The organism is Rhizobium acaciae, from assembly GCF_025941625.1.
GTDB lineage: Bacteria > Pseudomonadota > Alphaproteobacteria > Rhizobiales > Rhizobiaceae > Rhizobium > Rhizobium acaciae.
In genome coordinates this window covers 345,844-371,426 of sequence record NZ_JAPCZO010000003.1, presented here as the reverse complement: position 1 = coordinate 371,426, position 25,583 = coordinate 345,844, and the positions used below count along the sequence as shown (strand labels likewise).

Below are 25,583 nucleotides of genomic sequence, written 5' to 3'. Positions count from 1 at the left end.
ATAACGGCATTTGAAGCCAACCCAATCCTGACGCTTATATAAGCCTGCGCTCGATCAAGCCGAGCCCGCAGGCCCGAGCTCGTGGATTGAACGGCGATTGCCACCGCACAGGAATTCAGCATGATACGCCGTGCCCTCCTCATCTCCTCGGCCCTGGCATTCGCAGCCCTTCTCGCCGGCTGCAGCGACAGTGGCTCCAAGCCCGCCGGCAATGCGGGTGCAGGCGCGGCGCAGCAGGCTGCCCCCGTCGGCGTCATCGCGCTGACGAAGGGCAGCTTCCCGATCACCACGATCCTGCCCGGCCGCGCCGAAACTTTTCAGACCGCCGATATCCGGCCTCAGGTTAGCGGCCTGATCCGCGAGGTCGCCTTTAAGGACGGCGGCGAGATCAAGAAGGGCGACCTTCTCTACCAGATCGAGGATGCACCCTATATCGCCGCCGTCGAGCAGGCCAAGGCGGCGATCTCCAAGGCGCAGGCGAGCGTGCCGAGCGCTGAAAGCAATCTCGACCGCTACCAGCGCCTCGTCGGCAGCGGCGCCACCCAGATCGAATTCGAAACGGCCAAGACGACGCTGCTCCAGGCCAAGGCCGAAGTCGAGTCGGCGAAGGCCTCGCTTTCCGCTGCACAGATCGACCTCGACCACACCAGGATCGTCGCCCCTTTCGATGGCATCATCGACCAGACGGCCGTCAATGTCGGCAACGTCGTCTCGGCCAACCAGACGACGGCGCTGACGACGATCCGCCAGCTCGATCCGATCTACATCTCGCTGACGGAATCGAGCACCAACCTCTTGAAGCTGCGTGATGCGATGGCCGCCGGCGACATCAAGGGCGAAGCCAATGTCGTCTTCCACCTGATCCTCGAAAACGGCAAGGAATATAACCAGCAGGGCAAGCTCGACATGTCGAAGCAGGTGGTCAGTGAGACCACAGGCACCTTCATCATTCGTGTGCTCTTTCCCAATCCCGACCGTATCGTGCTGCCCGGCATGTATGTCCGCGCAACTGTCGAGCTCGGCGCCGAGGCCGGTTATGCGCTGCCGCAACTGGCGACGAGCCGTGACGCCAACGGCCGGCTGACGGCACAATTCGTTTCCGCCGACGGCAAGGTCGAAACCCGCGCCTTCGAGAACAGCTCGCCCTCCAACAATTCCTGGCTCGTGACCGAAGGCATCAAGGACGGCGATCAGCTGATCGTCAGCGGCCTGCAATCGATCACTTCAGGCATGCCGGTGAAGCCGGTCCCGATGAAGATCAACGACACCGGCGTGGTCATGCCTGCCGAGCAGCCCGCGGCCGGTGACGCGCAGAAGCCCGCAGCGAAGTAATCGCCGCGGGCCCGCATCGTCACCGTCTCAGCCGCACAGGAATAACCGATGGCCAAGTTTTTCATCCGACGTCCGATTTTCGCTTGGGTCATTGCGATCACCATCATGCTCGCCGGCCTGCTGGCGATCTTCACGCTGTCGATCTCGCAATATCCCGATATCGCCCCGACGACGGTTCGTATAAACGCCACCTATCGCGGCGCCAGCGCCGAGACTGTCGAGAAATCGGTGACGACGATCATCGAAGACGGCATGACCGGCCTCGACGACCTCACCTACATGACCTCGACCTCATCGACGGGTTCGGCCAGCATCCAGCTCACCTTCGGGACGAGCGCCGACCCCGATATCGCCCAGGTGCAGGTGCAGAACAAGCTGCAGCTGGTTCAGTCGCAGCTTCCAAGCGACGTCATCGATGCCGGCATCAGCGTCACCCGCTCGACCTCGAGCATCCTTCTCGTCGGCTCGCTCGTTTCGACCGACGGCAAACGCAACTCCGTCGACCTCGGCAATATCATGTCGACCTCGATCGAGGATCAGATCCAGCGCCTGGAAGGCGTCGGCAGCATCAATGTCTTCGGTTCGGGATACGCCATGCGCGTCTGGCTTGATCCGTTCAAGCTACTGAAATACCAGTTGACGCCGAGCGACGTAACGTCAGCCATCCAGGCGCAGAACACCCAGGTCTCCGTCGGTTCGCTCGGTGCCCAGCCGACGATCCCCGGCCAACAGATCAACGTCACCATCACCGCCCAAAGCCAGCTGACCACCGTCGCCGATTTCGAGCACATCATCCTGAAGGTCGAAAAGGACGGCGCGACGGTGCGCCTGAGCGACGTCTCGCGCATCGAGATCGGTCAGGAAAGCTACGGCGGCAGTTCGCGCTACAACGGCCAGCCGTCGACCGGTTTCGCCGTCAACCTTGCAATCGGCGCCAACGCCATCGATACCGCCGCCCGCGTGCGCTCCGCGCTCGAGGTTATCGGCCGCGGCCTGCCGGCAGGTGTCGAGATCACTTATCCCTACGACACCACGCCCTTCGTGGAACTGTCGATCGAGAAGGTCGTGCACACGCTGATCGAGGCGATCGTGCTCGTCTTCGTGGTGCTGCTCGTCTTCCTGCAGAATCTCCGGGCGACGTTGATCCCGACGATTGCCGTTCCCGTGGTGCTGCTCGGCACCTTCGGGGTGCTCGCGGTCACTGGCTATTCGATCAATACCTTGACGATGTTCGCCATGGTGCTGGCGATCGGCCTTCTCGTCGACGATGCCATCGTCGTCGTCGAAAACGTCGAACGCATTATGTCCGAAGAAAAGCTTTCGCCGCTCGAGGCGACGGAAAAATCGATGGGCGAGATCACCGGCGCCATCGTCGGCATCGCGCTCGTCCTCACCGCCGTCTTTATTCCGATGGCCTTCTTCGGCGGTTCGACCGGCATCATCTATCGCCAGTTCTCGATCACCATCGTCTCGGCCATGCTGCTGTCGGCGCTCGTCGCCCTCGTGCTGACGCCAGCACTTTGCGCCACGATGCTGAAGCCGGTCGGCGAACACAGGAAGCACCGCGTCGGCGACTGGTTCAACCGCAACTTCACGCGCTCGACCAACGGCTATATCAGCACCATCGGTTATCTGCTGAAGCGGCCGATCCGCGTCATGCTGGTCTTCCTTCTGGTCGGCGCCGGCTGCGCCTATCTCTTCACCCGCCTGCCGAGCTCCTTCCTGCCGCAGGAAGACCAGGGCGTGCTCCTGACCATCGTCACCACACCGCCGGGCTCGACCACGCAGCAGACCCAGGCAGTCGTCGAGAAGGTCGAGAAATACTATCGTGAAAACGAGAAGGACGCCGTCGATTCCGTGTTCGGCGCACTCGGCTTCGGCTTCAGCGGTTCCGGCCAGAACAGCGCCATCGTCTTCACCAAGCTCAAGGATTTCTCGCTGCGCACCGATCCGACGCTGAGCGCTCAATCGGTCGTCAACCGGGCGCTTGGCAATTTCTTTGCTATCCGCGAGGCGCAGGTCTTCGCGCTGCTGCCGCCGGCGATCCAGGGTCTCGGCGTGTCGAGCGGCTTCTCCATGTATCTCGTCGACACCGGCGGCCACGGCAACGATGCCCTGACGGCCGCCTCCAAGCGGCTGATCCAGATGGGCAATAGCTCGGGCAAGATCGTGGCGCTGCGCAGCAGCAACAAGGAAGTCGAGCCGCAGATGCGCATCGTGCTCGATCAGGAAAAGATCGGCGCCATGGGCGTCGACATCGCCTCGGTCAATTCGATGCTGTCGATCATCTTCACCGGCCGTGACGTCAACGACTTCACGCTGAACGGCGAGATCAAACCGGTCTACGTCGAGGGCGATGCGCCCTTCCGCATGCAGCCGAGCGATCTCAACCACTGGTACGCCCGCAACAATGACGGCGAAATGGTGCCCTTCTCCGCCTTTACCCGGACGGAGTGGGTGAAGGGCGCGCCCTCGCTTGCCCGCTTCAACGCCGTCAGCGCCATTCCGCTCGACGGCGCTTCCGCACCCGGGGTTTCTTCCGGCGATGCGATGAACGAAATGGAAGCACTGACCAATCAGCTCGGCGGCGGTTATACGGTCGCCTGGCAGGGCATCTCCTATCAGGAGCGGCTGTCCGGTTCGCAGGCGCCGATGCTCTACGCGATCTCGGTACTGGTCGTCTTCCTCTGCCTGGCAGCGCTTTACGAAAGCTGGTCGATCCCCTTCTCGGTGATCATGGCAGTGCCTGTCGGCATCCTCGGGGCGCTGACGGCGGCAACCGTCTTCGGTCAGGCAAACGACGTCTATTTCAAGGTCGGCTTGCTGACCACCATCGGGCTCGCGGCGAAGAACGCCATTCTGATTGTCGAATTCGCCAAGGACCGCATGGAAAGCGGCATGGGGCTCCACGAGGCGACATTGGAAGCGGCGAGATTGCGGCTGCGGCCGATCATCATGACCTCGCTTGCCTTCATTCTCGGCGTCGTGCCGCTGGCGATCGCGACAGGCGCGGGCTCGGCGGCACAGAATGCCATCGGCATTGGCGTTCTCGGCGGCATGCTAGCGGCGACGATGCTCGGAATTTTCTTCGTGCCGTCGTTTTTCGTCGTCATTCGACGCATCTTTGCCACACGCGCCAAAAATGCGGCAGGACTGTGATATAAATGCACTGTGATAATGCTGTTGCCGTTGCTACATTGCGCCCGACTGCTTCGGAAGGTGTTTTTGGTAGAACGAGGCGCGGCGGCCGTAAGTGAAGCATGAAGCTTCGGACAAGAATTGACTTGCTCGAGTACAGGATGAAATGAATGGTATCTCTTCGTTTTGCCACACCGGCATTATTGTTATTGTTGTCGGGCTGCGTTGTGGGCCCGGATCATGTTCCTCCTGAGATGCCGCTGCCCGCCAAATTCGGAGAAGGTGGAACCAAGAGCGATGGCGATGTTACCACCGTGGCCTGGTGGAGCGCCTTCAAAGACCGCAAGCTGGACGGCCTTGTCCAGTCCGGCCTCGACCAGAACCTGTCGATCCAGCAGGCGATCGAACGCATCAATTCGGCTTCCGCCAACGTCACCGTCGCAGGAGCAGGCGCCCTGCCGAACCTGACCGTCGGCGCCTCGCACACGGTCAGCGGCCAGAAGGGCGAGCTGCGCACGCAGTTCGACACGCGCAACACCAGCGGCGGCGAAGCACAGCTGACCTGGCTGCTCGATATTTTCGGCCTCTACAAGCGCAACACCGAGAGCGCTCTTGCTTCGCTCGATTCTGCTTACGCATCGGCAGACGTTGCCAAGCTGACCCTCGTGCAGGACCTCGTCTCGAGCTATATCGACGTTCGTTATTATCAGCAGCGCCTGGCGCTTTCGAAGGCCAACCTGAAGTCCCGTCAGGAAACCTACGAACTGACCAAGTTCCAGCTGGAAGCCGGCGCCGCGTCGCGTCTCGACGTCGTTCAGGCAGAAGGCCTGGTGCAGTCGACGCTCGCCGAAATTCCCGGCCTCGAAACCAACATCCGCATTTCGGCCCATCACATCGCCACGCTGCTCGGCCTGCCGGCCGCAACCCTCGTCGATGATCTGCTGAAGGGCTATGGCCAGCCGGTATTCCGCGGCGGCATCACCTCCGGCATCCCGGCCGACCTGATCCGCAACCGTCCCGACATCCGTGTGGCGGAACGCGACCTCGCAGCCGCAACCGCCCAGATCGGCGTCGCCCAGGCGCAGCTCTATCCGAGCATCTCGCTCAGCGGCTCGATCTCGCCGTCCTATATCAACCAGCGTGGCATCCATGGCGGCCTGACGCCCTGGTCCTTCGGCCCGACCCTCAACCTGCCGATCTTCGATGGCGGCACCCTGCGCGCCGGCGTCAAGACGGCGCAGTCCAATGCCGCAGCGGCCTATCTCAACTGGAAGTCGACGGTACTGACCGCAATCGAACAGGTCGAGAATGCACTTTCGGCTGTCCGGCGCGACGCCCGCACGGTTTCGGCGCTTCAAGCCCAGGTGAAGACCACGCAGGAAACGCTCGAACTTTCCACCGCATCCTACAAGGACGGCGCCTCTTCGCTGCTCGACGTTCTCGACGCCCAGCGCCAGGTTTCGCTTGCCCAGGCAAGCCTTGCCGCATCCGTCCAGCAGATGGCCAAGGACTACGTCTCGCTGAACATCGCAATCGGCGGCGGTTTCGCCCCCGGCGGCAACACAACCGCACCTGCGGCGAAGATTGTCGCTGTCAAGGGCTGACAGCTGCTTCAATCGATCTGAAAGTACAAAGCCTCGCGATCGTCTCGCGGGGCTTTTTCTTATCCGCCGCGTGCCGTAGCCGAATAATTGCGCATAAGATGAATTCGGATTCGACAGGCGGGAAAAGCTGAGCTATCACTATGATTAAACGATTAATCAAAGTGATCGTCAATCGTGACAACATCGCGCCCGGGACCGAACCTCAGCAGGATAGCGACGTCGCTCGGCGTCTCCGTCGCCACGGTCTCCAATGCGCTTTCCGGCAAGGGCCGGGTGTCCGGCCAACTGGTCGAAAGAATCCGTGAGCATGCAGCCGAGCTCGGTTACGTCCCGAGCCAGGCCGGGCGGGCGCTGCGGACCGGCCGCAGCGGCGTCCTCGGCCTGGTGCTGCCCGACATCGCCAATCCGCTGTTCCCGAAGATCGCGCAGGCGATCGAATTCGCTGCCTCCGCCGCCGGTTACGGCGTGCTGATCGCCGATTCCCGCGGCGACGTCGCCGCCCAGACCGAGGCGATCAACCGGCTGGTCGAGCGCGGCGTCGACGGCATGGTGGTCATTCCCCGCCGCGCCACCCGCATTTCGTCCGCCGCCTGTCCGGTCGCCGTCATCGACACTCCCTCGACGCCCGGCAACACCGTAGCCGCCGACCATTGGCAGGGCGGCCATGAAATCGCCGGCCATCTCGCAGGCCTCGGCCATCGCCGTATCCTCATCATCGGCAACAATCAGGAATCCAACGTCCAGAACGACCGCGCCGGCGGCATCCGCTCCGGCATGCGCCCGGGCATGCATTCGGAAACGCTGTGGATCGACAGGCTGGAGCAGGAGAACGGCAGCGGCTGCCCGCTCGGCCTCGCCGAAAAAGTCAGGCTGGGTTTCACCGCCTTCGCCGCCCTCTCCGACCTGCAAGCGCTGCGGGCGCTGACGGAGTTGCAGCAGGCGGGTATCAACATTCCCACTGACGTCAGCGTCACCGGCTTCGACGACCTCATCTGGTCGCCTGTTGTCACGCCGTCGCTGACGACGGTCCGGATGGACATGGATAGGATTGCCGGGATTGCCGTGTCGGCGCTGGTGGACACCATAAGAACAAGCACCAACCGGGAGGGCATGCTCGTTACCGCGGAGATCGAACGCGTCGCCATGCAGCTGATCGTCCGCCAATCATCCGGGCCTGCGAACCCGGCACCAAGAACCTCAGAGATGGAGAACATGTAAGATGAAAAAAGCTCTCATTGCCTCGGCAGCCCTCGCCGCCCTATGCCCGCTCGGCGCCGCCGCAGCGGAGCGGACGCTGACGATTTCCGTCTATGCCTTTGCGCAGGACGATTTCAAGACGCTGGTCTACGATCCGTTCGAAGCCAAATGCGGCTGCAAGCTCGTGGTCGAGACCGGCAACAGCGTCGAGCGTCTGGCCAAGATGGAGGCGAACAAGGCCAACCCCGTCGTCGATCTCGCCGCCGTTTCCATGGCCGATGCGCTGGCCGCGTCCCGCGCCGGCCTGATCGACAAGATCGATACCGCGAAGCTCGCCGATTTCGCCAAGCTCTATGACGTCGCCAAGGATCCGAACGGCGATGGCATGAGCGTCGGTTACACCTTCTACGCCACGTCGATTGCCTATCGCTCCGACAAGATGAAGATCGACTCCTGGGCCGATCTCTTGAAGCCGGAATATATCGGCCATGTCGCCTTTCCGAACGTGACCACCAACCAAGGCCCGCCGGCGCTCTATATGCTCGGCCTGGCGCTCGGCAAGGACACGTCTGACCTGAAGGGGCCGATCGAAGCGCTGGGCGAAAAGAAGGACGAGATCGTCACCTTCTACGAAAAGTCCTCGCAGCTGGTGCAGCTGATGCAGCAGGAAGAGATCTGGGCAGCGCCGATCGGCCGTTTCTCCTGGGCCGGCTTCACCAAACTCGACGTCCCGGTCGCCTGGGCAACGCCGAAGGAGGGCCAGACCGGCGGTATGAACGTGCTGGTCCTGACCAAGGGCTCGAAGAACCAGGATCTCGCATTGCAATTCATGGACTTCTGGCTCTCGACCGACATCCAGACCAAACTCGCCGAAAAGCTGATCGACAGCCCGGCAAACAGCGAGGTCAAGCTTTCCGAAGCCGCCGCCAACAACCTCACCTTTGGCGAGGAAACGGCCAAGAGCCTCAAGCTCATCCCATCCGCCGTCGCCCTCGACAATCGCGCCGGCTGGCTGAAGACGTGGAACGAGAAGGTCGGCCAGTAGGGCCCGCGTGAAAACTGGCCCCGGCGCCTCTGCCGGGGCCTCACTCTTGTCCACTCGAAAGGCGCGTCATGTTCCAGAACCGCGCAGAAGCCCTGGCGCTTGCCTTGCCGGCAGCCATCTTTGCGACCGTGGTCTTTCTGTTGCCCGTTGCGATCCTCTTGTCGGAGGGCTTCCGCGCCGGCAGCGCCTGGAGCCTGTCGGCCTATGCCGATTTCTTCTCCGGGACGTTGAACCGCACCGTTTTCCTGCGCACGTTCCGGCTCGGCCTCGAAGTCACCGCCGTTTCCGCGGTCATCGGTTATGCCGCAGCCTTTGCCATCGTCAACCTGCCGGCGAACGGCAAGGGCCGGATGATCGGCCTCGTGACCCTGCCGCTGATGATCTCTCCGGTGGCGCGCACCTATGCCTGGATCGTCATTCTCGGCCGCACCGGCATCGTCAACCAGGCGATAACAGGCCTGGGTCTCAGCGCCGAGCCGCTGCGGCTGCTGTTCACCGAGACCGCCGTCTTCATCGGCCTCCTACAGCTCTTCCTGCCGCTGATGATCCTTTCGCTGATCAGCGCGCTCGAAAACATGCCGAAGGATGCGATTCCGGCAGCTCGCGTGCTCGGCGCCAACTGGTTCCAGGTCTTCTGGAAAGTCATCCTGCCGCTCACCAGGGAAGGCCTCGTCGTCGGCGGCACGCTGGTCTTCACCGGCTCGCTGACCGCCTATATCACCCCCGCAGTGCTCGGCGGCTCTAAGGTGCTGATGCTCGAAACGCTGATGTACCAGCAGGTTTCCGTCGCCAATGATTTCGTTTCGGCAAGCGTCATCGCCTTCATCCTGATCGTCATGAGCTTTGCCGCCAACATTCTGCTGAAACGCCTTGCGACGGCGAGGAACCGCCGATGACGCTGCGCCTCTTTTCGCCTCTCGTGCTTTTCCTGCTGCTGGTCTTCCTCATCGGCCCGTTCCTGATCATCATCGCCGCTTCGCTATCATCAGGCGATACGCTGGCCTTCCCGCCGCAGGGCCTGTCGCTGCGTTGGGTGATGAAGGTGTTCACCATCGAGAGCTTCCGCGACAGCTTCGCCATGTCGATGTTCCTCGCCGTCTTCGGAACGCTCACAGCCCTTCTCCTCGGCATCCCGGCCGCCTACGCCCTCTCCCGCTACAAGCTGCCCGCGGCCGAGACCGTCCGCACCATCGTGTCGCTGCCGATCATCGTCCCCGGCATCATCGTCGGTCTGGCGCTGCTGCGTTATCTCGTCGTGCCCTTCGGCTTCAACATCACGCTCGCGCTCTTCTTCGCCCATACAGCCCTGGTGCTGCCCTATGCCGTGCGCGTCGTCTCGGCGAGCCTCGACAATCTGCGCTCGGACATCGAAGAGGCCGCCGTCCTGCTCGGTTCCTCGCGGCTCGGCGCCTTCTTCCGCGTGGTGATGCCGAATATCCGCGGTGGCATCCTTGCCGCCTTCATCCTCGGCTTCGTCACCAGCTTCAATCAGGTGCCAGTCTCGCTCTTCCTGTCCGGTCCCGGCGTCCGCACGCTGCCGATCGACATGCTGGGTTACATGGAAACCACCTACGATCCTTCCATCGCGGCGCTCTCCGCCCTTCTCGCCTTTCTCTCGATCGGCATCGTCTTCCTCGCCGAACGCTTCCTGGGATTCTCGCGCTATGTCTGATGCCTATCTTCAACTCGACAAGCTGACCCTTGCCTATGGCGACACGGTCGCGGTGCGGGACCTCGACCTTGCGATCGGCAAAGGTGAGCTGGTGGCGCTTCTCGGCCCCTCCGGCTGCGGCAAGACGACGACGATGCGCGCCATTGCCGGCCTGCTGACGCCCGCCGCTGGCCGCATCCGCCTCGACGGCGCCGATATCACCCGCGTCTCCGCCAACAAACGCGCCGTTGGCCTCGTCTTCCAGTCCTATGCCCTCTTCCCGCATCTGACGGTCTATGAGAACGTCGCCTTCGGCCTGCGTCTCAAGGGCATCTCAGGCCGAGATCTCGATGCCCGCGTCGGCGCCGGCCTGAAATCGGTCGGGCTCTCGGCTTTTTCCGGCCGCAAGCCCGCCGAACTCTCCGGCGGCCAGCAGCAGCGGGTGGCGCTCGCCCGCTCGATGGTGATGGAGCCGAAGGTGCTGTTGCTCGACGAGCCGCTCTCCAATCTTGATGCCCGCCTTCGCCTTGAAATGCGCGCCGAATTGCAACGAGTGCAGAAGGAGACCGGCGTCACCATGATCTTCGTCACCCACGACCAAGTGGAAGCCCTGGCGCTCGCCGACCGCATCGTCGTGATGCTGAATGGCGGCATCGAACAGATCGGCACGCCGGAGGAGATCTACAACAATCCGGCCTCAGCCTTCGTCGCCGATTTCGTCGGCTTCGAGAATGTCTTCGCGCTGAAGGATGGAAAGCTTGCGACGCCGAGTGGGCCGGTCGGACTTTCCGGCCCGGCGCCGGAAGCCGCAGCCGGCCTCGCCTGGCGTCCGCGCATGGTGACGCTTGGCTCCGGTGTTTTCCAGGGCACCGTGCGCGGCACGTCTTTCGCGGGCAACACCCGCGAATACCTGCTCGACACTCCGCTCGGCCCGATCAAGGCCGAGATCGATGCAGGCCTGCCGCCGCGCGAGATCGGCAGCCCGCTTAGCTTTGATCTGCCGGTTGCCGGCGCGGCAAGCCTCAAACGGTTCGGGTGAAATCATGGGCGTCTGGATCGACACGGACATGGGCTTTGACGACATCGCCGCCATTCTGGTGGTGGGACAGTCGGAATTCGAGATCGACGGAATATCACTGGTCTTCGGCAATACGCCGCTGCCGCAGGTGAGGATGAACGCCGCCGGCGCCGCCAGCGCCTTCGGCTGGACATTCCCCATCCACACCGGCCGCGCCATGCCCGTGCTCGGCAAGCTGGAAACCGCTCAGGCGATCCTCGGCGAAACCGGCATCCCGACATCAGGCAGAAGCCTGCCGCAGGCGGCTGACCTTGTCGAAAGCGAGGCCTTCGCAGCACTCTGCCGCTGGCTGGAGCGCAAAGGCCAGCACCGCATCCTGGCGCTTGGCCCGCTGACCAACATCGCCGCCGTGGCGCTCGCCCGGCCGGATCTTGCTGCCCGCATCACCGAGCTCGTCTGGATGGGCGGCGGCGTCACGTCAGGCAACCATACGGCCTCCGCCGAGTTCAACGCGCTCGCCGATCCCGAAGCCCTCTCGATCGTCATCGCCCATGGCCTGCCGTTGCGCATGGTCGATCTCGACCTCTGCCGCAAGGTGCTGGCCAGGCCCGAAGACGCCGAGCCGGTGCGCAATGCCGGCGGCGCCAATGCCGAACTCATCGCCGATATGTTTTCGGGTTATATCCGCATCGGCACCAGCCGTGACCGCCCGGCCATGGCAATTTACGACCCTTGCGCCGCCGTCGCCTTCGTCGCTCCGGGTATCGTCAGCTTCCGCCCCGCCCGTATCAACGTCGAGCTGCAGGGCGCCTTGACCCGCGGCCGCACCGTCGTCGAGACCCGCGCCACGCATGCGACCTTCAATGCTCAATTCGCCGCCGACATCGATGCCGACATGGCGCGTGTCATCATTCTCGCTGCCCTGGTCAACGAGGCCCGCAAATGACCGCCACCGCTCGCCAAGAACCCGCCGATCTCAACGATCCCGCCTTGCGCGCCCGCGCCGCCACTGCTGCGCGCGGCGATGCCCCCTTCGACATGCTGATCACCGGCGGCCGGCTGCTCGATGCGGTGACGGGCCTGATCCGGCAAGCCGATATCGGCCTCGTCGGCGCGCTGATATCAAGCGTCCATGCCCCGGCAAGCCGCACGGATGCCGTCGAGATCATCGATGCGGCGGGCAGTATCCTGACGCCCGGCCTGATCGACACGCACATGCATATCGAAAGTTCGATGGTGACACCGGCCGAATATGCGAGCGCCGTCTTGCCACGCGGCGTCACCACCATCGTCTGGGATCCGCATGAATTCGGCAACGTCCATGGGCTCGACGGCGTGCGCTGGGCGATCGAGGCGGCGCGCAGCCTGCCGCTGCGGATGATCCTTCTCGCGCCCTCCTGCGTGCCCTCCGCGCCGGGCCTGGAACTTGCCGGCGCCGATTTCGATGCCTCCATGATCACCGAGATGCTGCACTCCTCCGCCATCGGCGGCGTCGCCGAAGTGATGAATATGCGCGGCGTCATCGACGGCGATCCGCGCATGACTGATATCGTCAATGCCGGCCTTGCAGCCGGCAAGCTCATCTGCGGCCATGCACGCGGCCTCGAAGGCGCCGATCTCAACGCCTTCATGGCATCGGGTATCACCTCCGACCACGAACTTACCTCCGGCGCCGATCTCCTCGCCAAGCTTTCCGCCGGCCTGACGATCGAGCTGCGCGGCTCTCACGACCATCTGCTGCAGGAGTTCGTCGAGGTGCTGAACGGTCTCGGCCACCTGCCTGCGACCGTCACGCTCTGCACCGACGACGTCTTTCCGGACGAACTCCAGGAAGGCGGCGGCCTCGACGACGTCATCAGGCGCCTGGTGCACTACGGCATGAAGCCGGAATGGGCCATCCGTGCCGCGACCTTCAATGCCGCACAACGTCTGAAGCGCTCCGATCTCGGCCTCGTCGCCGCCGGCCGCCGCGCCGACATCGTGCTCTTCGAAGACCTCGCGGAATTCCGGGCGCGGCTGGTCATATCAGGCGGCCGCATAATTGCCCGCAACGGCAGCATGCAGGTTGCCGTCCAGCAGATCGATACGGCGCCGCTTGTCAATTCGGTGAAGCTGCCGGCGCTGACCGAGAACGACTTTTGCATTCCGGCGAAGGGCGAGCGCGTCCGCGTCGCCACCATCGACCGCCCGCGCTTCACGCAATGGGGCGAGGCCGAAACCGAGGTGAGGGACGGTTTCGTCGTGCCGCCGGCCGGCAGCGCCATGATTTCAGTCGCCCATCGCCACGGCAAGACCGACGGCATCCCGCGCATCGGCTTCCTCACCGGCTGGGGTGAATGGCGCGGCGCCTTCTGTACTACCGTTTCGCATGACAGCCACAACCTCACCGTCTTCGGCGGCAATGCCGGCGACATGGCGCTCGCCGCCAACGCCGTCATATCAGCCGGCGGCGGCATGGCTGTCGCCAAGGACGGCAGGATCGAGGCGATGCTGCCGCTGCCGCTCTCCGGCCTGGTGACGGATGCATCGCTGAAGGAGACGGCGCTGGCCTTTGCCGGCATCCGCAAGGCGATGGAAAAGATCGTCACGTGGAAGCCGCCCTATCTGGTCTTCAAGGCCTGCTTCGGCGCCACGCTCGCCTGCAATGTCGGCCCGCATCAGACCGATCAGGGGATTGCCGATGTGGTGACGGGCAAGGTGCTGCGAAACCCGGTACTGGCTGTTTGGTAGATCGAGGAAAGCGCAGCTCCGCCAGAAGGAGTGCCGTGTGCTCCTCAAACGCCTAACCGGTCAAAGCATCCCCGTTACGGCAAATCCCGGTAACGCGTTGGTCGATGAGGTTGGCTGCAGCCAGCCCGTCGGGTCCCCCTGTGATCATTTTTCGGCCTTTCGTTCGGATCGTTGTTGCAATTCATTCTTAATTGCACAATAGTCGAAGCAAGGGTCGTCAAGCATTTTTGTAAATCATTCAGAATTGCAACTTGTTCGACTCTCCGCAGCTTTTGCAATTCGGTCGCAATAGCAGCAAAAGGAGAAATATATGCTCTATAAGGACAGACGGTCGGTTTTGGCCGGAATGATAGGGGTGGCATTCGCGGCCGTGCTGGTTGCCTTTCCCGCCGCTGCCCAACAGACAAGCAATTCGAAGTTCAAGGTGGTGACGACCTTCACGGTGATTGCCGACATGGCAAAAAACGTGGCCGGTGATGCCGCGATCGTGGAATCGATCACCAAACCGGGCGCGGAGATCCACAATTATGCGCCGACGCCGGGCGACATCCAGCGAGCACAAGGGGCACAGCTCGTTCTCTGGAACGGCCTCAATCTGGAGCGCTGGTTCGAAAAGTTCTTCCAGAACCTGCACGACGTCCCCGGTGCCGTCGTCTCCGATGGCATCGAACCGATGGGCATCTCGGAAGGCCCCTACGAAGGCAAGCCCAATCCCCACGCCTGGATGTCGCCGAAGAACGCCCTGATTTACGTCGACAATATCCGTGATGCTTTCGCCAAATATGATCCGGCGAATGCGGAGACCTACAAGGCTAACGCCGAGGCCTACAAGCAGAAGATCGAAGCGACGATCACGCCGATCCGCGCCACGCTCGAAAAAATTCCCGAGAACAAGCGCTGGCTCGTTTCAAGCGAGGGCGCCTTTTCCTATCTCGCACGCGATTTCGGGCTGAAGGAACTCTATCTCTGGCCAATCAACGCCGACCAGCAGGGCACGCCCCAGCAGGTCCGCAAGGTGATCGATGCGGTCGAGGAACACCAGATTCCAACCGTCTTCAGCGAAAGCACCGTTTCCGATAAACCGGCTCGGCAGGTGGCGCGCGAAACCGGCGCGCATTATGGCGGCGTGCTTTATGTCGACTCGCTGAGCGAAGCCGACGGCCCGGTGCCAACCTATATCGACCTTCTGCGCGTGACCTCCGATACCGTCGCGAAGGGTCTTGCCGATGGGTTGTCGCAATGACCGTGCTGCTTGGCAATCTTGTCCGTCCCGCATCCTCGGATGCGGGATCGGGGATCACGGTAAAGGATGCGACCGTCACTTACCGCAACGGACATACGGCCCTGAGGGACGCGAGTTTCCAGATCCCCACGGGCACGATCGCCGCGCTGGTCGGTGTCAACGGTTCCGGCAAGTCGACGCTCTTCAAGTCGATCATGGGTTTCGTGCGTCTCGCCAGGGGCCACATTCGCGTGCTTGGCATGCCGGTCGAAGAGGCGCTGCGTAAGAACCTCGTCGCCTATGTGCCGCAATCGGAAGAAGTCGACTGGAATTTCCCGGTGCTGGTCGAGGATGTCGTGATGATGGGACGCTACGGCCACATGGGCATGATGCGCATCCCGAAGGCCGCGGACCACGAGGCAGTGGCCTCCGCGCTCGCCCGCGTCGCCATGAGCGAGTTCCGCAAGCGCCAGATCGGCGAGCTCTCCGGCGGCCAGCGGAAGCGGGTCTTTTTGGCGCGAGCCCTGGCACAGGACGGCCGGGTCATTCTGCTCGATGAACCCTTTACCGGCGTCGACGTAAAGACCGAGGACCAGATCACCAAGCTCCTGCGCGAACTGCGGGATGAAGGCCGGGTCATGCTGGTCTCCACCCACAATCTCGGCTCTGTGCCGGAGTTCTGCGACCGGACCATTCTGATCAAGGGCACGGTGCTTGCCTACGGCCCGACCGTCGAGACCTTTACGCAGGAAAATCTGGAAAAGACCTTTGGCGGCGTGCTGCGTCATTTCGTGTTCAGCGAAGCGCAGAGCGGCAGGCCAACGTCGATCGGCGTCATAACCGATGATGAGCGCCCCCTGATCATGCAGGGTGGCAAAGCGACCGCCCGGAGGTCCGATAGTGGCAATGGGGGTCGGGAATGATAGCCGACCTCCTGCAGCCCTTCACCTATGAATACATGCTCAATGCCATGTGGGTGTCCGCCCTTGTCGGCGGCGTCTGCGCTTTCCTCTCCTGTTATCTGATGCTTAAAGGCTGGTCGCTGATCGGCGACGCGCTCTCGCACGCGATCGTTCCCGGCGTCGCCGGCGCCTATATGCTCGGACTTCCCTTTTCGATCGGAGCCTTTTTTTCCGGAGGGCTCGCTGCCGCAGCGATGCTTTTCCTCAACCAGCGCACCAAGCTGAAAGAAGATGCCATCATCGGCCTGATCTTCTCCTCTTTCTTCGGGCTGGGCCTGTTCATGGTTTCGCTCCAGCCTATGGCGGTCAACATCCAGACGATCGTGCTCGGCAACATTCTCGCCATCACGCCTGAGGATACGCTGCAACTTGCCATCATCGGCTTCGTGTCGCTGGCTGTCCTGCTCGTCAAATGGAAGGACCTGATGGTCACGTTCTTCGACGAGAGCCATGCTCGATCGATCGGTCTCAATCCGACTGCTCTCAAGGTCATTTTCTTCACGCTGCTGTCTGCCTCCACCGTTGCGGCGCTGCAGACAGTCGGTGCATTCCTCGTCATCTGCATGGTGGTGACGCCCGGCGCGACCGCCTATCTGCTGACCGACCGCTTCCCGCGGCTGCTTGTGATCGCGGTCATCATCGGGTCGATGACGAGTTTCGTCGGCGCTTATGCGAGTTACTTCCTCGATGGCGCGACAGGCGGCATCATCGTCGTGCTGCAGACGGCCATCTTCCTGATCGCGTTCTTCTTCGCACCCAAGCACGGCATGCTGGCGGCACGTAGACGCGCCGCGCAGGCGCTGGAGGCAGCGCCATGAACATCGTCGAGACGCTTCTTTCGCCTTTCCAGTTCGGCTTCATGGTCAATGCGCTGGTGATCTCGGTGCTAGTCGCAATCCCGATGGCGCTGTTGTCGTGCTTCCTGGTTCTGAAAGGCTGGTCTCTGATGGGAGACGCCATCAGCCACGCCGTCTTCCCCGGCGTGGTTATCGCCTATATCGTCGGCATACCCTTCGCGATCGGCGCCTTCGTGGCCGGCATGTTTTGCGCTATCGCCACCGGTTTTCTGAAGGATAACAGCCGTATCAAACAGGATACGGTGATGGGCATCGTTTTCTCCGGCATGTTCGGGCTTGGCCTGGTCCTTTATGTCAAGATCCAGTCCGACGTGCATCTCGATCACATCCTGTTCGGCGACATGCTCGGTGTCTCCTGGCGCGACATCGGTCAGTCGGCCGTCATCGCCGCGATCACGGCTGTCATTCTTGGTGTGAAGTGGAAGGACTTCCTGCTGCACGCCTTCGACCCCGCCCAGGCGAGGGCGGTGGGCCTCAGGATCAACCTGCTGCATTACGGCCTTCTCGCCCTCATCTCGCTGACGATCGTCGGCGCCTTGCAGGCGGTAGGTATCATCCTTTCGATCGCCATGCTGATTGCGCCGGGAGCCATCGCCTTCCTGCTCACCCGCAGGTTCAGCACGATGCTGCTCCTCTCCGTCGCCATTGCCGTGATCGGTTCCTTTGTCGGCGTCTACCTGTCCTTCTTCATCGACAGCGCGCCGGCGCCGACCATCGTGCTTGTGCTGGCGATCGGCTTCGTGTTTGCCTTCATCCATGCCACGCGCGGGACGGCCCGGGTTGAGGAATCACCGATGGACTGATGGACATCGACGAATGTAACACTTTGAACTGCTGCCTAATTCCTAAAATCGATTCCGGTTTGGGCAATTAGGCAGCAGATAGTCAAACTTTTAACTCCCGCTCGACCAGCGCCACCCAATAGGCCGCCCCATATCCAAGCGCTTCATCGTTGAAATCATAGGCCGTGTTGTGATGCAGCGCCCCATCCACCGCCGGACCGTTGCCGAGCCAAACATAGCAGCCCGGCGCGTTCTGGGCGAAGAAGGCGAAATCGTCGCCTGCCGTCGACGGCGGAAAGCTTGTTTGCACCTTCCCGCCGAAGACCGAGCCGGCCGCTGCCAGCGCCCGTGCGGTCGCATCCGCGTCATTGATGACAGGCGGAATCCGCCGCTCGAATGCATAGTCCACAGCGATGCCGTACATGGCCGCAGTGCCATGCGCCAATCGTCCGATCTCGGTTTCCAACTGGTTGCGCACTTCCGGCGAATAGGCTCGCGCCGTCCCACCGATCTCGACGATATCAGGAATGACGTTCAGCGCCTTCGAGTCGCCCGCCTGCAGGAAACAGGCGCTGACGACGGCCGGTTGCAGCGGATCGACCACCCGCCCGACGATCGTCTGCAGCGACGATAGGAAGGTCCCGGCCGCCGTGATCGGATCGCGGCCGAGATGCGGCTTGGCGCCATGCGTACCGGTCCCACGGAAGGTCATGCGCCAGCTGTCGGAAGAGGCAAGCTGCGGCCCCTCGACCGCGGCGATCTCATCGACCGCAAGCCCGGGCATGTTATGCAACCCATAAACGGCGTCGCAGGGGAAAAGCTTGAACAGGCCCTCCTCGACCATGCGCCTTGCTCCGCCTCGCCCTTCCTCGGCCGGCTGAAAGATGAAATGCACCGTGCCGGAAAAATCCTGCGTTGCCGCGAGATGCCGCGCGGCGCCAAGCAGCATCGCCGTATGGCCGTCATGGCCGCAGGCATGCATCTTTCCGGGCGCGGTCGATTTATAGGGCCGCTCCGCCATTTCAGGCATGGCGAGCGCGTCCATATCGGCGCGCAGCCCGATCCTGCGTGTGCCATTGCCGAGCTGCAACGTGCCGACCACGCCGGTGCCGCCGAGACCGCGATGCACTGTGATGCCGGCCTCCTCGAGCAGCCTGGCGACGATGCCGCCGGTGCGCTCTTCCTCGAAACCGAGTTCGGGGTGGGCGTGCAGGTCGCGGCGCAAGGCGGTCAGAAACGACAGATCGTCTTTGATCCGGGCGGGAATGCTCATCGGGCAAGGCTCCTGGGGCCTGGACATCCTGTCATGCGAAACGGGCGCCCAACCGGCGCCCGCGTCAGATTATTCCTTGTTCAACAAACAGGCGGCAAGTTCAACCCAGAACAGAATGATTTAGACCAGCCTAAAATCTGAATCCTGTTCTCAATTAAACAGTTAGAGCATGTGTGAAAACCGCTCACACTTTTCGGCATCATGCTCTACGCCTCCTCGACGAACACCTCTTCGCGCTTCTTCTTGACGCTCGGCAGGAAGACAACAATGAGGACAGCGACCGCGATGGCCAGAAGGATGGCGCTGATCGGCCGAGTGACGAAGGTGGTCGGATCGCCGCGCGACAGGATCATGGCGCGCCGGAGGTTTTCTTCGAGCAATGGCCCGAGCACGAAGCCGAGCAGAAGCGGCGCCGGCTCACAGCGAAGCTTCGCCAGCACATAGCCGATGAGCCCGAAGAAGGCGACGGCGTAAAGATCGTAGACGTTGGCGTTGACGCTGTAGACCCCGATCGAGCAGAAGGCCATGATGATGGGGAAGAGCACGTAGTAAGGCACGGTCAAGAGCTTCACCCAGAACCCGATCAGCGGCAGGTTAAGGATGACCAGCATAAGGTTGCCGATCCACATCGAGGCGATGATGCCCCAGAACAGCGCCGGCTGCTCGGTGGCGACGTTCGGACCGGGTACGATGCCCTGGATGATCATCGCCCCGACCATCAGCGCCATGACGGGATTGGCCGGAATGCCAAGCGTCAGCAGCGGAATGAATGAGGTCTGCGCGCCGGCATTGTTGGCTGATTCCGGCCCTGCGACGCCGGCAACCGCACCCTTGCCGAATTCCTCCGGCGTCTTCGACATCCTCTTTTCCACCGTATAGGAGGCGAAGGAGGCAAGGATGGCGCCGCCGCCCGGCAGGATGCCGAGCGCCGAACCGATCGCCGTACCGCGAATGACAGGTGCGATCATTTCCTTGAATTCCTGGCGGGACGGCAAAAGCCCGGACACCTTGGCCATCAGCACCGTGCGTGTCGACTCGCCTTCGAGGTTGCGCAAGATTTCCGCTACCCCGAAGACGCCGACGGCGAGCGCCACGAAGTTCAGCCCATCGGCATATTCGCGGATACCGAGCGTGAAGCGCGGCGTGCCGGTATAGATGTCGGTACCGACGAGGCCGAGCAGCAGCCCGAGCGCCACCATCGCCAGCGCCTTGACGACCGAGCCATGCGCGAGCGCGATCGACGAAACGAGACCGACGATCATCAGCGAGAAATATTCCGCTGAACCGAATTGCAGCGCGATTGCGGTGAGCGGCGGCGCGAAGATTGCGACGAGAAAGGTCGACACGGTGCCGGCGAAGAACGAGCCGAGCGCCGCGATCGCAAGCGCTGCCCCCGCCCTGCCCTTGCGGGCCATCTGGTAGCCGTCGATCGCGGTGACGGCCGAGGAAGATTCGCCCGGCATGTTGATCAGGATCGCCGTCGTCGAGCCGCCATACTGCGCACCGTAATAGATGCCGGCGAGCATGATGAGCGAGGAGACCGGCTCGAGCTGGAAGGTGATCGGCAGAAGCATGGCGATCGTCGCCGTGGCGCCGATACCGGGCAGCACCCCGATCAGCGTGCCGAGCAGCACGCCGATCAGGCAGAAGAACAGGTTCTCCGGAGTTCCGGCCGTCGCAAAACCGAGCGCGAGATTGCTGAAAAGATCCATCATCGTCTCCTAGAACCGGACCCAGGGGCCGAAGCGTTCGAACGGCAGCCCGAGCCCGTAGCTGAAGACCGCCACTGAAAAGATCGTCAGCAGCAGCGAGAGGATGATCGCGAAAATCACGTTCATCTTTTGCGATGCGAAGCAGGCGATGAAGGCGGTGAAGAACAGTGCCGGCACAAAACCCAGCCCCCGCACCGTCAAACCGAAGAACACCGGTGCCGGCAGGATGAAGAGCATGCCGCGCCAGGCAAACGGGTCAATCGGCTCGCCCTCGACGCGGAGGGCCTGAATGAAGATGATCGCGCCGAGAAGCACGAGCACGCCGGCAAGCACCAGGGGAAAATAGCCAGGCCCCATGCGCACTGTCGTGCCGAGGTCGAGCCCCAGCGACTGGATGGCGAAGAAAGCGCCGGTCGCGACGAAAAGCGCGCCGCAAATCGCATTGGTGGTATCGAAGCTAATGGATTTCATGGTGTCTCCTGGGGAGATGGTTCATGACGCGCTGCTGCTGCGATTGCCCTTGTCCGGATCTGCTGGCACCTTCTCACCGCATGCGGGGAGAACGGAATATGCTGCAAGCCCTTTGCCCCTTGCCGCCGATGAGTGACGCAGATCCCCTCTCCCCGCAGGCGGGGAGAGGGTTAGGGTGAGGGGCTCTTTCGGCATGCCTGGACAAGGATAATCCTCAATCGGCATATTCGCCAGCGGCCTCGATCACGGTTTTCCAGCGGGCGATCTCGGTTTCGAGCTTGGCTTTCAGCGCAGCCGGCGTCGCATCAGCGTCGGAGGATGGCGCCGTCCCGAGTTCGGCGAAGCGGGCGCCGACATTCGGATCCTTCAGTGCGACCTGCAGCGACTTCGACAGACGTTCGTTGACCTCAGCCGGCGTACCCTTCGGCGTATAGATGCCGTGCCAGATACCGACTTCGAAACCCGGTAGGCCGGCTTCGACGGCCGTCGGAATATCCTTCATCACGTCGAGCCGCTTGGGCGAGGTCACGGCATAAGCCTTGATCGTGCCGCCCTGGATTTGCTTCGTCGTGTTGGTCGTCTGGTCGCACATGACGTCGACCTGGCCGCCGAGCAGGTCGGTCATGGCCGGGCCGGTGCCCTTGTAGGGAACGGTCGTCAGCGGCGTCTGGATGGCGCTCATGAACATCATGCCGCAGAGGTGCGAAGCCGCACCGATGCCGGCATTGGCCACTGTCACCTTGTCCTTGTTGGCCTTGATGTAGTCGATCAGCCCCTTGAGGTCGGTCGGCTCCATGTCCTTGCGGGCAACGATCGTCATCGGCACCTCGGTGACGAGGCCGACATAGTCGAAGGCGCCGAGCGTGTCGTAGGCAAGCTTGCGGTAGAGCGTGGCGCTGGTCGCCATGCCGATATGGTGCAGCAGGATGGTGTAGCCGTCGGGATCGGCACTCGCCACCCGGCCGGCGCCGAGCGTGCCGCCGGCGCCGCCGACATTTTCGACGACGATCTGCTGGCCGAGATCCTTCGACATGGATTCGGCGACCAGGCGCGCAACGGTATCCGTCGGGCCGCCGGCCGCAAACGGCACGACCATGGTGATGGTGCGCTCGGGATAGGTCTGCGCCGAAGCGACGCCGGCGAGAACAGAGACCGCGGCAGCCGCGGTCAGGCCGAGCATGGCCTTTAGAATTTTCATCGTTTCCTCCCTGATGAAATAAGCAAGCCCGCCGACACATCCTCCGCGCCGGGGATGACCTATTTGCCGCCGGGAAAATCGACCCGCAATCGTTGCAGCCGCTTTCGAAAGACGATTTTGCGACAGTGCGATGCAGCATGGGTCGATTCGGAAACAAACGGCCGATGTGATGGGTGGAAATCCACCCATCACATCGCAATCGCTCAAGCTTCGCGCTGTCCTTCTCCGGAGATCTCCGTCGCCAGCAGCTTCTTGTCGAGCCCATATTTCAGCATCTTTTCGTAGAGCGTCTTCCGCGAAATGTTGAGCGATTCATAGACGGGTCTCAGGCTTCCGCCATGTGCGACCAGCGCGCTGGCAATCACGCCGCGTTCGAACTCGGCGACACGTTCCGCCAGCCCGGTCGCCTCCTCGGCTTGGCGCCCGCCATTGTCGAGCCCGAGGACCAGACGGTCTGCGGCATTCCTCAATTCACGCACATTGCCGGGCCAGTCGCGCTGAGCGATGTCGGAAATCACGTCCGGCGGCACGACCATCTCGTCGCGGCCGTAGCGGGCAGCCGCCTCCCGCACCAGTTGCAGGAAAAGCAGCGGAACATCCGCCCGCCGCTGCGACAGCGACGGCACGTGCAGCGTCGCGACGTTCAGCCGATAGAAGAGGTCGGCGCGGAAACGCCCGGCCGCCACCTCCGCCTCCAGATCGACCTTGCTTGTCGCGATGAAGCGTACGTCGAGCGCCACGACCTCGTTCGATCCGAGCCTGGAGATGACCCGCTCCTGCAGCACCCGAAGGAACTTCGCCTGCAGGTCGAAGGGCATGGAGCCGATCTCGTCGAGCAGGATCGTGCCGCCGCGCCCGTGTTCGAATTTTCCGTAACGCGGCCTTACCGCACCCGGAAAGGCCCCCACCTCATGGCCGAATAGCTCGCTCTCGATCAGGTTTGCCGGCAGTGCGGCACAATTGATCGCGATGAACGGCCGGCTCGCCCGGGCGCTGATGTCGTGGAGCGCCCGCGCCACCACCTCCTTGCCGGCCCCGGTCTCGCCGACGATCAGCGTATCGGCATCGCTCGCCCCGATCGCCCGGATGCGGTAGCGCAGATCCACCATCACCTGCGTGCGCCCCGGCAGCCGCGCCTCGATATCGTCGCGCTTGCCGGCGACCGCTTTCAGCAGCCGGTTTTCGAGCACCAGGCCGCGCCGCTCCATCGCCCGGCGGATGACGCCGGCAAGCATCTCCGGCGTGAACGGCTTCTCGATGAAATCATAGGCCCCTTCGCGCATCGCCTTCACCGCAAGCTGAACGTCGCCGTGGCCGGTGACGAGAATGACCGGTACCTCCGGGTCGAGCTCGCGGATCTTCTGCATCAGCGTCATGCCGTCGATGCCGGGCATGCGGATATCGCTGACAACGACGCCGGGAAAGCTGTAGCCGATCAGCTCCAGCACGTGGTCGCCGTTCGAATAGGTCTCGACACTGAAGCCGGAGAGCTCCAGCGCCTGCGCCGTCGAGCGGCGCAGTTCCTCTTCGTCGTCAACCAGTAGAATCTTCGCATCGTTCATTCCGCTGCCTCCGGCATCAGCCCTGCCGCCGATTGCAGCTCGATGCGGAATACCGCACCCCCTTCGGGATGATTGGCAGCAGTAAGGCTGCCGCCGAAATCCTTGATGATGTTGTAGGAGATCGAAAGCCCGAGGCCGAGCCCCTTGCCGACGCCCTTCGTCGTGAAGAAGGGATCGAAGATACGCTCGGCGATCGCCGCCGGCACGCCCGGTCCGTGGTCCCGCACAGTCAGCACCACCTTGCCGGCCTCCTCGAAGGCCGAAACCTCGATGCGTCGATCATTCAGCCCTTCCACCGCATCGGCCGCATTCGAGATCACGTTCACCAGCACCTGCTGCAGACGCACCGAACCGGCGCGCACCACCGGCGAACGCGGCCCGAGATCGAGCAGCAGTTCGGCATCCGCCGCCTTCAGCCGCCAGGCAATGATCTCAAGCGTATCGCGCATCGCCTCGTCGAGGGAAACGGGACCGAGCTTCTCGTTCGGCTTGCGGGCAAAGTTGCGCAGGTGCCGGCTGATTGCAGCCATACGGTCGATCAGCCCGCCGATACGCCGGATATTGTCCCGCGCCTCCTCGGTCCGCCCACGGTCGATGAGAACGGAGGCGCTGTCCGTATAGGTCTTGGCGGCGGCGAGCGGCTGGTTGAACTCGTGCGAAAGGGCAGCCGACATCTGCCCCAACCCGGCAAGCTTGCCTGCCTGGATCAGATCGGCCTGCGTCTGTCGCAACTGCTGCTCGGTCAGCCGCCGTTCGGCGATTTCTTCTTCGATGCGGCTGTTGACGCGGGCAAGATCGGCCGTGCGCTCTTCGACGCGCCGCTCCAACTCGTTGCGGGCTTCGGCTTGCATCTGCATGCGCTCGGCAAGCCGCGCCCGCCTCTGGCGCAGAACCGCGACCGCGAGCCCGGCGATGCAGAGGAAGAGAAAGACTGCCGCAAGCGCCGTGCGCGCCTGGGCACGGATGGAACTCGTCTCCATCAGCACGTTCACCGTCCAGTCCTCGGCCGGCATGTAATGCGAGAGCACCAGATATTCGCTCGAACCGCGCTCGCCGGCCAGCGTCATCAGCTCATGCTGCTCGAAATGGTGACGCGTCACCGGCAGCGCCGCCAGCCTGGCATTGGCATAACGCCGCGACGCCTCGGTGCGGGCGACACGGTCGGCCGTCAGCGGCAGGATCGCACCATAGAGCCAATCCGAGCTGCCGGACATGAAGATGATGCCCTCCGGATCGGAGACGAAAATCTTGTATTCGCCGCCGCCCCAAGAGGATTCGATCATGTCGATATCGACCTTGAAAACGATGACGCCACGAATATCCGCGCCGGTCCTGATCGGTGCGGCAAAATAATAGCCGCGTTTCAGCGAGGTGGTGCCGAGCGCGTAAAACCGTGCCTGCCGGCCTTCGATCGCATCCTGGAAATAGGGCCTGTAGCTGAAATTCTGTCCGACGAAGCTTGCGGGCCCATCGTAATTGCTGGCCGCGATCGTCTCTCCATCCGGCTTGACCACATAGATATCGGAGGATTTCAGCAGCCCATTGATCTCCTTGAGATAGAGATTAGCCGCATCGCGCAGCGCCGCATCTTCAGGCGCGCTCACCAGTTCCTTGATGTCGTCATGATCGGCGATCAGCGCCGGCAGCGCCTCGTAGCGGTTGAGATGGCCGCTGAGTGCCGAAACGGCAAGGCGCAGCGCCGTTCCCGCCTGCGCCGAGGCTTCCTCCATATAGGCGCGCGTCGCAATCGCGCTCCCATAGGTGAAGAAGGCGAAGATGATCAGCGGCACCACCAGCAACGCCGCTATCGCACGATATTTCGAAGACAG

Annotated in this window: 20 protein-coding genes; 14 read left to right on the top strand and 6 right to left on the bottom strand. The window is 62.7% G+C overall.

The genetic code is table 11. The features are described from left to right. The first annotated feature begins 120 nt into the window (after positions 1-120). The 14 genes from OLZ32_RS07540 (at position 121) to OLZ32_RS07475 (ending at position 17,559) form a co-directional block, all read left to right on the top strand. Positions 121-1,332 carry an efflux RND transporter periplasmic adaptor subunit gene (locus tag OLZ32_RS07540; protein WP_017989317.1) on the top strand — a complete coding sequence of 404 codons (1,212 nt, stop codon included), beginning with the start codon at positions 121-123 and terminating at the stop codon, positions 1,330-1,332. Between the two features lie 48 nt (positions 1,333-1,380). Continuing rightward, a complete protein-coding gene (locus OLZ32_RS07535; protein ID WP_164024112.1) occupies positions 1,381-4,491 on the top strand; it encodes an efflux RND transporter permease subunit in 3,111 nt (1,036 codons plus the stop codon). A gap of 149 nt (positions 4,492-4,640) precedes the next feature. Beyond that, positions 4,641-6,074, top strand: a complete 1,434-nt coding sequence (locus OLZ32_RS07530) for an efflux transporter outer membrane subunit (protein ID WP_003542624.1) — start codon at positions 4,641-4,643, stop codon at positions 6,072-6,074. Positions 6,075-6,248: 174 nt separating this feature from the next. Continuing rightward, entirely contained in the window at positions 6,249-7,292 is a 1,044-nt protein-coding gene (locus tag OLZ32_RS07525) for a LacI family DNA-binding transcriptional regulator (protein ID WP_003542625.1), read from the top strand. 1 nt (position 7,293) lies between these two features. After that, positions 7,294-8,316, top strand: a complete 1,023-nt coding sequence (locus tag OLZ32_RS07520; RefSeq protein ID WP_003542627.1) for an ABC transporter substrate-binding protein — start codon at positions 7,294-7,296, stop codon at positions 8,314-8,316. Between the two features lie 68 nt (positions 8,317-8,384). Next, positions 8,385-9,212 (top strand): ABC transporter permease, encoded by an 828-nt coding sequence (locus tag OLZ32_RS07515; protein WP_003542628.1) that lies wholly within the window; start codon positions 8,385-8,387, stop codon positions 9,210-9,212. After that, positions 9,209-9,988: an ABC transporter permease gene (locus tag OLZ32_RS07510; RefSeq protein ID WP_003542629.1), complete on the top strand. Its 780-nt coding sequence runs from the start codon at positions 9,209-9,211 to the stop codon at positions 9,986-9,988. The genes OLZ32_RS07515 and OLZ32_RS07510 overlap by 4 nt, the downstream gene beginning before the upstream one ends. Further along, on the top strand, positions 9,981-11,006 hold the full coding sequence (locus OLZ32_RS07505) for an ABC transporter ATP-binding protein (RefSeq protein WP_264420398.1): 1,026 nt from the start codon (positions 9,981-9,983) through the stop codon (positions 11,004-11,006). The genes OLZ32_RS07510 and OLZ32_RS07505 overlap by 8 nt, the downstream gene beginning before the upstream one ends. Positions 11,007-11,010: 4 nt before the next feature. Then, the gene (locus OLZ32_RS07500; protein ID WP_264420396.1) at positions 11,011-11,931 is read left to right on the top strand and encodes a nucleoside hydrolase; all 921 of its coding nucleotides are present in this window, start codon (positions 11,011-11,013) and stop codon (positions 11,929-11,931) included. Then, the gene (locus OLZ32_RS07495) at positions 11,928-13,715 is read left to right on the top strand and encodes an adenine deaminase (protein ID WP_264420394.1); all 1,788 of its coding nucleotides are present in this window, start codon (positions 11,928-11,930) and stop codon (positions 13,713-13,715) included. Before OLZ32_RS07500 ends, OLZ32_RS07495 begins: the two co-directional genes overlap by 4 nt. A 310-nt stretch (positions 13,716-14,025) precedes the next feature. Next, complete coding sequence (locus tag OLZ32_RS07490; RefSeq protein ID WP_264420392.1) at positions 14,026-14,958, top strand: metal ABC transporter substrate-binding protein; 933 nt, start codon at positions 14,026-14,028, stop codon at positions 14,956-14,958. Next, positions 14,955-15,860 carry a manganese/iron ABC transporter ATP-binding protein gene (locus OLZ32_RS07485; protein ID WP_003542638.1) on the top strand — a complete coding sequence of 302 codons (906 nt, stop codon included), beginning with the start codon at positions 14,955-14,957 and terminating at the stop codon, positions 15,858-15,860. Before OLZ32_RS07490 ends, OLZ32_RS07485 begins: the two co-directional genes overlap by 4 nt. Further along, the gene (gene sitC, locus OLZ32_RS07480; RefSeq protein ID WP_003542639.1) at positions 15,857-16,717 is read left to right on the top strand and encodes an iron/manganese ABC transporter permease subunit SitC; all 861 of its coding nucleotides are present in this window, start codon (positions 15,857-15,859) and stop codon (positions 16,715-16,717) included. Before OLZ32_RS07485 ends, sitC begins: the two co-directional genes overlap by 4 nt. Beyond that, a complete protein-coding gene (locus OLZ32_RS07475) occupies positions 16,714-17,559 on the top strand; it encodes a metal ABC transporter permease (protein WP_003542641.1) in 846 nt (281 codons plus the stop codon). Before sitC ends, OLZ32_RS07475 begins: the two co-directional genes overlap by 4 nt. Before the next feature lie 82 nt (positions 17,560-17,641). Here OLZ32_RS07475 and OLZ32_RS07470 read toward each other — a convergent pair whose 3' ends face one another. From OLZ32_RS07470 to OLZ32_RS07445, 6 genes are all read right to left on the bottom strand, one after another. After that, a complete protein-coding gene (locus OLZ32_RS07470) occupies positions 17,642-18,811 on the bottom strand; it encodes a M20 aminoacylase family protein (protein WP_264398376.1) in 1,170 nt (389 codons plus the stop codon). A gap of 206 nt (positions 18,812-19,017) precedes the next feature. Beyond that, a complete protein-coding gene (locus OLZ32_RS07465; protein ID WP_003542643.1) occupies positions 19,018-20,523 on the bottom strand; it encodes a tripartite tricarboxylate transporter permease in 1,506 nt (501 codons plus the stop codon). A 9-nt stretch (positions 20,524-20,532) separates the two neighbouring features. Then, positions 20,533-20,994 carry a tripartite tricarboxylate transporter TctB family protein gene (locus OLZ32_RS07460; RefSeq protein ID WP_003542644.1) on the bottom strand — a complete coding sequence of 154 codons (462 nt, stop codon included), beginning with the start codon at positions 20,992-20,994 and terminating at the stop codon, positions 20,533-20,535. Between the two features lie 214 nt (positions 20,995-21,208). Beyond that, the gene (locus OLZ32_RS07455; protein WP_003542645.1) at positions 21,209-22,192 is read right to left on the bottom strand and encodes a tripartite tricarboxylate transporter substrate-binding protein; all 984 of its coding nucleotides are present in this window, start codon (positions 22,190-22,192) and stop codon (positions 21,209-21,211) included. Between the two features lie 203 nt (positions 22,193-22,395). Beyond that, the gene (locus OLZ32_RS07450; protein ID WP_264420390.1) at positions 22,396-23,754 is read right to left on the bottom strand and encodes a sigma-54-dependent transcriptional regulator; all 1,359 of its coding nucleotides are present in this window, start codon (positions 23,752-23,754) and stop codon (positions 22,396-22,398) included. Continuing rightward, positions 23,751-25,550, bottom strand: a complete 1,800-nt coding sequence (locus OLZ32_RS07445) for a sensor histidine kinase (RefSeq protein WP_406647690.1) — start codon at positions 25,548-25,550, stop codon at positions 23,751-23,753. Before OLZ32_RS07445 ends, OLZ32_RS07450 begins: the two co-directional genes overlap by 4 nt. Positions 25,551-25,583 lie beyond the last annotated feature (33 nt).

Bases quoted from the DNA above. Each gene is read 5' to 3' on its own strand.
- OLZ32_RS07520 (WP_003542627.1), top strand. From the start codon at position 7,294: ATGAAAAAAGCTCTCATTGCCTCGGCAGCCCTCGCCGCCCTATGCCCG.
- OLZ32_RS07465 (WP_003542643.1), bottom strand. From the start codon at position 20,523: ATGGATCTTTTCAGCAATCTCGCGCTCGGTTTTGCGACGGCCGGAACT.
- OLZ32_RS07530 (WP_003542624.1), top strand. From the start codon at position 4,641: ATGGTATCTCTTCGTTTTGCCACACCGGCATTATTGTTATTGTTGTCG.
- OLZ32_RS07470 (WP_264398376.1), bottom strand. From the start codon at position 18,811: ATGAGCATTCCCGCCCGGATCAAAGACGATCTGTCGTTTCTGACCGCC.
- OLZ32_RS07535 (WP_164024112.1), top strand. From the start codon at position 1,381: ATGGCCAAGTTTTTCATCCGACGTCCGATTTTCGCTTGGGTCATTGCG.
- sitC (WP_003542639.1), top strand. From the start codon at position 15,857: ATGATAGCCGACCTCCTGCAGCCCTTCACCTATGAATACATGCTCAAT.
- OLZ32_RS07460 (WP_003542644.1), bottom strand. From the start codon at position 20,994: ATGAAATCCATTAGCTTCGATACCACCAATGCGATTTGCGGCGCGCTT.
- OLZ32_RS07485 (WP_003542638.1), top strand. From the start codon at position 14,955: ATGACCGTGCTGCTTGGCAATCTTGTCCGTCCCGCATCCTCGGATGCG.
- OLZ32_RS07475 (WP_003542641.1), top strand. From the start codon at position 16,714: ATGAACATCGTCGAGACGCTTCTTTCGCCTTTCCAGTTCGGCTTCATG.
- OLZ32_RS07505 (WP_264420398.1), top strand. From the start codon at position 9,981: ATGTCTGATGCCTATCTTCAACTCGACAAGCTGACCCTTGCCTATGGC.
- OLZ32_RS07500 (WP_264420396.1), top strand. From the start codon at position 11,011: ATGGGCGTCTGGATCGACACGGACATGGGCTTTGACGACATCGCCGCC.
- OLZ32_RS07455 (WP_003542645.1), bottom strand. From the start codon at position 22,192: ATGAAAATTCTAAAGGCCATGCTCGGCCTGACCGCGGCTGCCGCGGTC.
- OLZ32_RS07490 (WP_264420392.1), top strand. From the start codon at position 14,026: ATGCTCTATAAGGACAGACGGTCGGTTTTGGCCGGAATGATAGGGGTG.
- OLZ32_RS07495 (WP_264420394.1), top strand. From the start codon at position 11,928: ATGACCGCCACCGCTCGCCAAGAACCCGCCGATCTCAACGATCCCGCC.
- OLZ32_RS07450 (WP_264420390.1), bottom strand. From the start codon at position 23,754: ATGAACGATGCGAAGATTCTACTGGTTGACGACGAAGAGGAACTGCGC.
- OLZ32_RS07515 (WP_003542628.1), top strand. From the start codon at position 8,385: ATGTTCCAGAACCGCGCAGAAGCCCTGGCGCTTGCCTTGCCGGCAGCC.
- OLZ32_RS07510 (WP_003542629.1), top strand. From the start codon at position 9,209: ATGACGCTGCGCCTCTTTTCGCCTCTCGTGCTTTTCCTGCTGCTGGTC.
- OLZ32_RS07540 (WP_017989317.1), top strand. From the start codon at position 121: ATGATACGCCGTGCCCTCCTCATCTCCTCGGCCCTGGCATTCGCAGCC.